Origin of the sequence: Longimicrobium sp., assembly GCF_036554565.1 — a bacterium.
Classification (GTDB): domain Bacteria; phylum Gemmatimonadota; class Gemmatimonadetes; order Longimicrobiales; family Longimicrobiaceae; genus Longimicrobium.
The window spans coordinates 1-7,860 of record NZ_DATBNB010000507.1 but is presented as its reverse complement, the minus strand read 5'-3'; the positions used below and the strand labels follow the sequence as shown (position 1 = coordinate 7,860).

At 66.1% G+C, this 7,860-nt stretch carries 6 protein-coding genes and 1 pseudogene; all 7 read left to right on the top strand.

Going from position 1 to position 7,860, the window contains the following annotated elements:
- Positions 1–189: 189 nt before the first annotated feature.
- Positions 190–3,360, top strand: a complete 3,171-nt coding sequence (locus VIB55_RS13950) for an efflux RND transporter permease subunit (protein WP_331877263.1) — start codon at positions 190–192, stop codon at positions 3,358–3,360.
- A gap of 318 nt (positions 3,361–3,678) precedes the next feature.
- On the top strand, positions 3,679–4,575 hold the full coding sequence (locus tag VIB55_RS13945) for a hypothetical protein (protein ID WP_331877262.1): 897 nt from the start codon (positions 3,679–3,681) through the stop codon (positions 4,573–4,575).
- 151 nt (positions 4,576–4,726) lie between these two features.
- Entirely contained in the window at positions 4,727–5,212 is a 486-nt protein-coding gene (locus tag VIB55_RS13940) for an SdpA family antimicrobial peptide system protein (protein ID WP_331877261.1), read from the top strand.
- Positions 5,122–6,207, top strand: coding sequence for a sporulation-delaying protein SdpB family protein (locus VIB55_RS13935; RefSeq protein WP_331877260.1), 1,086 nt, complete (start codon positions 5,122–5,124; stop codon positions 6,205–6,207). Before VIB55_RS13940 ends, VIB55_RS13935 begins: the two co-directional genes overlap by 91 nt.
- Positions 6,200–6,763, top strand: a complete 564-nt coding sequence (locus VIB55_RS13930; RefSeq protein WP_331877264.1) for a hypothetical protein — start codon at positions 6,200–6,202, stop codon at positions 6,761–6,763. Before VIB55_RS13935 ends, VIB55_RS13930 begins: the two co-directional genes overlap by 8 nt.
- 53 nt (positions 6,764–6,816) lie before the next feature.
- Positions 6,817–7,190: pseudogene (locus tag VIB55_RS13925) on the top strand (efflux RND transporter permease subunit); the annotation flags it as partial.
- A gap of 203 nt (positions 7,191–7,393) precedes the next feature.
- On the top strand, positions 7,394–7,860 hold a 467-nt coding region (locus tag VIB55_RS13920; protein ID WP_331877258.1), incomplete at its 3' end, for a hypothetical protein.

Here is a 7,860-nt window from a genome sequence, read left to right as displayed (position 1 = left end):
TCAGAGGCAGGTTCGTCGTGGCCGCTCCGTCGGGATGACAGGTCGTAGCGAGCGATGGTGCTGGGAACGGCTCGTCGTGGCCGCTCCGTCGGGATGACAAGTCGTTGCGATCGGTGGGGTGGGAACGGCTCTGCGTGGCCGCTCCGTCGGGATGACATCCGAAAACCAAGAGACGAAGAGAAGGCGGGGATGTTCCTTTCGGACGTATCCATCAAGCGGCCGGTGTTCGCCACCATGATGATGGTGACGCTGGTGGTGCTGGGCGTCATCGGCTACCAGCGGCTGGCCATCGACGAATACCCGGACGTCAGCTACCCCATCGTGGTGGCGCAGACCTCCTATCCCGGCGCCAGCCCCGAGGTGATGGAGCGCGAGGTCAGCAAGCCCATCGAAGAGGCGCTGAACACCGTGCAGGGGATCCAGGAGATCGCCAGCACCTCCATGGAGGGCAGCTCGCTCGTTCGCGTGCAGCTTCAGCTGGGCGTGAACGTGATGGAGGCCCAGCAGGAGGTGCAGGCCAAGATCGCCCGCATCCGCCGCCAGCTTCCCGAGGACATCGCCGACCCGGTGATCATCCGGTTCGATCCCAACGAGCGCGCCATCATGTCCATCGCCGTGCAGAGCGGCGACCGGCCCATGCGCGAGCTGACGGAGCTGGCCGACGAGGTGATCAGCACCCGCCTGGAGGCCATTCCCGGCGTGGGCGGCGTGAACCTGATCGGCGGCACGAACCGGCAGATCCAGGTGCAGCTGAACCCCGACGCCATGCGGGCGTACGCCATCTCGCCCCCGCAGGTGACGCAGGCGCTGCAGCGCGAAAACCAGGAAGTGCCCGCCGGCCGCGTGCGCCGCGGCGACGTGGAGCGGCTGGTTCGCATCACCGGCCGCGTGGAAGACCCGCGCACCTTCCGCGACGTGACCGTGGCCGTGCGCGGCGGCGTGCCCGTGCGCCTGGGCGACGTGGGCACGGTGGTGGATGGCACCGCCGAGGCCCGCAGCGCCAGCTACCTGAACGAGGGTCGCGCTCTCTCCGTCGAGATCCTGAAGATCAGCGGATCGAACACGGTGGAGGTGGCGGACCGCGTGCGCGCCGAGGTGGATGCGCTGCAGGCGCAGCTGCCGTCGGACGTGAAGATGACCGTCGTAACCGACGACTCGCGCCGCATCCGCGCCTCGCTGGACTCGGTGCAGCACGAGCTGATCCTGGGCGCCATCCTCTGCATCGCCATCATCTACTTCTTCCTGAACTCCTGGCGCTCCACGATCATCACCGGGCTGGCGCTGCCCATCTCCATCATCTCGGCGTACTTCGGGATGTGGGTGTTCGGCTTCACCATCAACACCATGACGCTGCTGGCGCTGTCGCTGGCTATTGGCCTTCTGATCGACGACGCCATCGTGGTGCGCGAGAACATCGTCCGGCACGTGTCGATGGGGAAGGACCATCACACCGCCGCGCGCGAGGGGACGAGCGAGATCGGGCTGGCCGTGGTCAGCACCACGCTGGCGGTGATCGCCGTGTTCATTCCCGTGGCCTTCATGGGCGGGCAGATCGGGCTGATCTTCTTTCAGTTCGGCGTGGTCGTGGCGTTCGCGGTGCTGGTGTCGCTGTTCGTGTCGTTCACGCTGGACCCCATGCTTTCCAGCGTGTGGCCGGACCCCGAGGCGCAGCACCATGGCGAGGCGCAGCCGCGCGCGAGGAACCCCATCCGCCGCGTGGCGCTCTCCTTCAACGCCTGGTTCGAGCGCGTGGCGGACCGCTATCCGCGCGGGCTGGCTTGGGCGCTGGACCACCGCAAGACGGTCGTGGGCTTCGCCGCGGCCTGCATCGTGGCATCGATGCTCATCATCCCCCGGCTGGGCTTTACCTGGGTCCCGGACTTCGACGGCGGCGAGTTCAACGTGAACTTTCGCGTGACGCCCGGCTCGCGGCTGGAGTACACCGTCGCGCGAGGCCACGACATCGGCGCCATGCTGCGGAAGATGCCCGAGGTGGACTTCACCTACATGTCCATCGGCGGCGGTTTCCGCGGCTCGCCCAACAACGGGCGCATCTTCGTGAAGCTGAAGCCGCGGCACGAGCGCGAGCGGAGCCAGCAGGAGATCCAGGAGGCGCTGCGTGCCCAGCTGGCGCGGATTCCCGGCGCGCGGGCCAACATCACCGGCACGCCCACCATCTTCGGCGGGTTCCGCCAGCCGATCCAGGTGAACGTGCAGGGGCCCGAGCAGGAGCGGCTGAAGCTGGCGGCCGAGCAGGTGATGGCGGTGCTGGAAAGCGTCCCCGGCGTGGCCGAGCCCAACAGCAGCCAGGAAGGCGAGATCCCGCAGCTGGACGTGGACGTGGATCGCGAGCAGGCGTGGGCGGCGGGCGTGGGCATCAGCAGCATCGCGCAGACGCTGCAGCCGCTGTTCACCGGCCAGCGCGCCACCCAGTGGGAAGACGAGCAGGGCTACAGCCACGACGTCGTCGTCATCTACCCTGACTCGGTGCGCACCTCGGCCGCCGACGTGGCGGGGATCGTGGTGCCCAGCAGCTCGATGGATGGCGCGAGCGGGCGGCCGGCGATGATCCCGCTGTCGCAGGTGGCCACGGTGCGGCCGGGGATGGGCCCGCAGCAGATCGAGCGGGCGTCGCTGGAGCGGCAGATCTCCATCTCCGCCGGCGTGCTTCCCGGCTTCGCGACGGGGAGCGTGGCGGCGGCGGCGCAGGCGGCGCTGGACTCCGCGGGGCTGCCGGCGGGCTACCGCACCGTGTTCCGCGGCGACGTGCAGAGCCTGAACGAAACCAAGGGATTCGTGCTGGCGGCGCTGGGGATGGCGGTGATCTTCATCTACATCATCCTGGCGTCGCTGTTCGGCTCGTTCCTTCAGCCGCTGGCCATCATGCTGGCGCTGCCGCTTTCGTTCATCGGCGTGGCGCTGGCGCTGCTGGCCACGCGCGGCAACCTGAACGTGTTCACCATGATCGGCATCATCATGCTGATGGGCCTGGTGACGAAGAACGGCATTCTGCTGGTGGATTTCGCCAACCAGCAGCGAGAGGAGGGGATGGGGCGGCGCGAGGCGCTGCTTTCCGCCGGGCGCACGCGCCTGCGGCCCATCATCATGACCACCGTGGCCATGATCTTCGGCATGCTGCCGCTGGCCCTGGCGCTGGGCGAGGGCGCCGAGCAGCGCGCCCCCATGGGCCGCGCCGTCATCGGCGGGCTGATCACCTCCACGCTGCTGACGCTGTTCGTGGTGCCGGTGGTCTACACGCTCCTGGACGACTTCACCAACCGCCTCTTCCGCCGAGGCGCGCAGAAGGCGCACCGCGCGCCGGTGACGGCGCCGCGCCCGGAGCCCATCGCGGCGGACTGAGCGGCGACGCGCGGCGCGCGATCGGCTCGATGAAAGACGAAGCGGCGCGGCTCCCGAGAGGCCGCGCCGCTTCTGCTCGTAAGCGGCGATGGTGCGGGGCGAGGAGCAGATGCCCGTCACATCAGCGCGCCGCGCAGGACCTCAGTGATGCACTGGCCCTCATGGAGGTCACAGGTTTCGCGAGCGGCTGTGCACGGCACTGTGACTACCGGCTGGCACGCTAATTACGGTGGGAAAGGGTTGCGAACGGGAGAACGCAGACAATCCATACCCCATTCGCACAGCTTCCCATTTCTCACGATACAGGATGAGGATGAGATGTTGAGCACGCTGACCTTCACCCCCGTTCGCGCGTTGCTGCGCGGTGCTGCGCTGATCACGCTCGTGGCTAGCGGAGCGTGCACGGATGCCATCAACGTACCTGCCGCACGGCAGGCGGGCTCCGCTCAGCCGAACTCGGTCGCGCAGTTTTCCAATGAAGAGGTACTTAGGGGACTTCTATTCATGCACGGCCCCGTAGCGGATGCGGTGCCCTACGTGGCGACGTACCTCCGGCTGAGCAATCACGTCACCGATCCGCAGGACCTGTATGACGTTGCGAGGATCCAGACGGACGTCATCGCGCAACTCCATGCTCATGATGCAGGCTTCGTCTCCTGGTTCGCGGGCGAGGCCCGGTCGGGAGATCCGGTCCGGATCGAGCACGCACTGAGCCTTGGCGCAGAGCGGGTGCTCAGCGCCCTGCAGAATCTGCCGGAGTTCCAGACGGCCGCGGCAGAGATGAGCGCCCGCCAGATCGAAACGGATCAGATGCTGAACGACCAACGCGCGATTTATCCCGTGGCGCCAGAGGCGGATTCCCGGATCAGCTACGAAGTCTATGAGCGTCCCGATGGCAGCGGTGGGGGCGGGGGCGGTGGTGGGGGCGGTAGCGGCGGTTGGGAGGTGGCGGAACCTGTCCAGTCGCAGGACTCCGAGGAAGATGCAGCGGTAATCGCCGCCATCCCGTGTTCCCCCACCGTTTGTGTGGCCGGCGTATTCCTGGCGGCGGGGTGGACGGCCGCGGTCGCCGTCAACTACGTGGGCGGGGTCAACGTGGCTTTGGCGGTGAACATATACCTTGTGTGGAACGTCCGTAACAGTCTACGGCGATCCGTGGCGCTCCATGGCCTGCAGCGTGAGCAGTTCGTTGCTTCCATAGCTCAAACCCTGTAACCCGGCACGCCCGAGTTACCGCATGCGACCTGCACTAGTTTCTAACCCGCGGCGCAAGGTTTCCTCCGCCCGTAAATCGCGGGGCCGGTTCGTCGCGATGGCATTCGGATGCGCGTGGACCGTCTGGGGGTTCGTATTTCTATATTCCGTCGTGGCCACGATGCCCTCCAGCCCCCTCAGCGTCACATTCGACGCCCGCACGCAGTACTTCCTGCTGTCCCCGCAGGGATGGTCGTTCTTCACGCGCAGCCCTCGGGAGGAAGTGCTCCGGGCTTACACCCTTACGGAGAGCGGCCTCAAGAGGGCTACGTTCACGCACGCGGACGCCCGCAACTGGTTCGGCCTGCGCAAGGCTGCCCGGGGTGAATTCCGAGAGCTGGGCGTGCTGGTCACCTCGGTGCGTCCCCAGGCATGGCAACCGTGCAATACGTCGGTAGCGGCATGCGTCGAATCCACAAAACAACTGGACTTCGTCCGCCTTGAAAACACGACTTGGGTCCAGAACTACTGCGGCCGCATCGTCGTAGAGCGGCGGCAGCCGCTGCCGTGGGCCTGGGCGAAGTTCCGCCACAAAACGGCAATGCCCGGGCACATCATCGCACTCAGCATCCACTGCACCGATCGGAGACTCTCGTGAGGCGCGCGCCCTGGTGGTTCACACCGTGGTCGAACGTTTACGGTACCGCCCGAACGCTGGTTGCCCTCGGGACGCTGGTGTCGCTGGCGTTCAACTCGCCGGAGGCGATGTTCTATCCGCTTGGACCCGAGTACGCCGGGATGTACCCGCAACACCCGTGGTTGCGGTACAGTCTTTTCGACCTGTTTCCTCCAGAGTCGGTTCACCTCGCGCAGTACGTCGCGATCGGTGTACTGCTGCTGGTGGCCAGCGGCTGGCGGCCGCGGCTAACGGCGATTCCGCACTGGTACGTTTCGGCGAGCTTCATGGCCTCGACGGCCGCTCCGGAAGGCGGCGACCAGCTGGCCGTGGTACTTACGATGCTGATGATCCCGGTCGCGCTTGCCGATTCGCGCGTGTGGCACTGGGACCGGGCCCCCCGGCGGCGTCCCACCCGGACGGCGCTGGGCGTCGCTATCATCGCGAGTTCTGCCTTGGTGATGGCGAAGATCCAGGTGTGCATCGTTTACCTCCAGGCAGGCGTCTCCAAGCTGGGCGTTACCGAATGGGCCGACGGCACGGCCGCATACTACTGGGTCACACACCCCGTCTTCGGGGTGATGGAGCCGCTGCACGAGGCGGCCTCGGATCTCCTGTCTCGCCCCGGAGTGGTGATGTTGGCTACCTGGGGTCCGATCGGTTTTGAGGTGCTTCTTGCGTTTGCACTGCTGATGCCATCTGCGTGGCGTACGAGATTCCTGTGGGCCGGGATTGGATTCCACCTGATGATCGTGCTTGCACACGGCCTGGTTGCCTTCTTTTTCGCGATGGCGGGCGCACTGGTGCTCTTCCTCCGGCTTCCGAACGAGCCACTGGGCTTGCCGCCGTATTTCCCGAGGTACCGCGCCGGAGGTGCGTTGGTGGACGTGCGCTCGCTCCGGCTCGTTCGCTGGAGGCAGGGAGGAGTGGCAGCTCTCCGGACCGCGACTGACAGCAGGTACATGGCTAATGACTGAGAAATCCCCGTGGTTCATCCGCCTCGCGGCCCGCCAGGAATGGCTGGCGTACGGGAACGTGGCACTTGGTGTCATCTGGCTGGGCGTGGCGGTCCAGGCGTTTCGGTATCTTCCCGAGCGGATTCCCATGCACTTCGTGCCGGAGGGATCGCCAACGCGGTGGGAACCTGCGAGCATCTGGCGCTGGCTGATCCTGCCGCTCGTCGGTGTCGCCATCGCACTGTTCCTGCCCACGATCGAGCGGGTGCACCTGGCCATCAACCGCCCGTACAGAATACTCCCGCCGGACCCCGGGATTGCGGCCGCTCTTACGCGCCTCCGCCGCGCCTACCTGGACCTGTGCGTCACGCATCTGTTCGTGGCCCTCGGGTCGTTGCACGCAGGAATGTGGGTGGTCGCGACGGGTGAAAGGGCGACACTTCCGCCCGTCGTGCTGGGCGTGGCGTTCGGTGCGATGCTTTCCGTCCTTGCTCTCATCGTCCCACTGCATCGGGCGGGAGCGTACCTTCGCGGGGCCGGCGCGCACAGGGCGGACGCTGTTCTCGGAGCCACCTAGCCCTAGTCGGACGCGCCGCGAATTGCGTGGCGCTGGCGCTGCGGGCCACGCGCGGCCTGGTGACCAAGAACGGCAGTCTGCTGGTGGATTTCGCCACCAGCAGCGCGAGGAGGGGATGGGGCGGCGCGAGGCGCTGCTTTCGGCCGGGCGCACGCGCCTGCGGCCCATCATCATGACCACCGTCGCGATGATCTTCGGCATGCTGCCGCTGGCCCTGGCGTTGGGCGAGGGCGCCGAGCAGCGCGCCCCCATGGGCCGTGCCGTCATCGGCGGGCTGATCACCTCCACGCTGCTGACGCTGTTCGTGGTGCCGGTCGTCTACACGCTCCTGGACGACTTCACCAACCGCCTCTTCCGCCGCGGCGCGCAGAAGGCGCACCGCGCGCCGGTAGCGGCGCCTCGGCCGGAGCCGATCGCAGCGGACTGAGCGGTGGCGCGCCGACGCGCGATCAGTTGATTGCAAGACGAAGCGGCGCGGCTCCCGAGGGGGGCCGCGCCGCTAGTTGCTCAAGTGTTGAGCTCAGATCGGCTCTTAGTGCCTCCGGGCTTGTAAACTTTGCGGTGCTCGGCGCGCTTGATATACTGTACCAATATACTTACGCAGAGTATCACCCACTTGCCTCAGCATCGATGATGGCCCGCTCGCTCCACGACGAAATCACGTCGATTCTCAACCGAGAGCCCCTTCCAGCATCAGAGCTTTACGATCTACTTGAGCAAAAAGAGTTGAATCGTAAAAGCATCAAGGCAGCAGTCGCCCGCTTAGTTGACAGGGGGATCATACAACGCGGGCCACTTCGACTAGGGCATGGGAACACCATCCTCTACGTGGGCTCACCCGTTCCGGCGGCAAAACTCCTAAGGAAGCTCGTTGATAACGCGTTTTACGGCCGCGAATCGTTGGTATCTCTGATCCGTTCTCTGCAGAGTTCGCATCCAGCAGTCACACGGTATGATATAGCCAAGATTGCCGCTCTTGAGATCGGTCGGCCAGAGAGTCCTGATTGGGAGGAGACAGAGCGCACGATTGACGGTCTTGTCAGTATCGGAGTTCTGGTCCGGTCTAACAGCAATTTTGTCCATAGTGTTTGGGTCGG

What these genes read in the sequence shown, in the direction of transcription:
- VIB55_RS13950 (WP_331877263.1), top strand. Translation starts at nt 190, where the DNA reads ATGTTCCTTTCGGACGTATCCATCAAGCGGCCGGTGTTCGCCACCATG.
- VIB55_RS13945 (WP_331877262.1), top strand. Translation starts at nt 3,679, where the DNA reads ATGTTGAGCACGCTGACCTTCACCCCCGTTCGCGCGTTGCTGCGCGGT.
- VIB55_RS13930 (WP_331877264.1), top strand. Translation starts at nt 6,200, where the DNA reads ATGACTGAGAAATCCCCGTGGTTCATCCGCCTCGCGGCCCGCCAGGAA.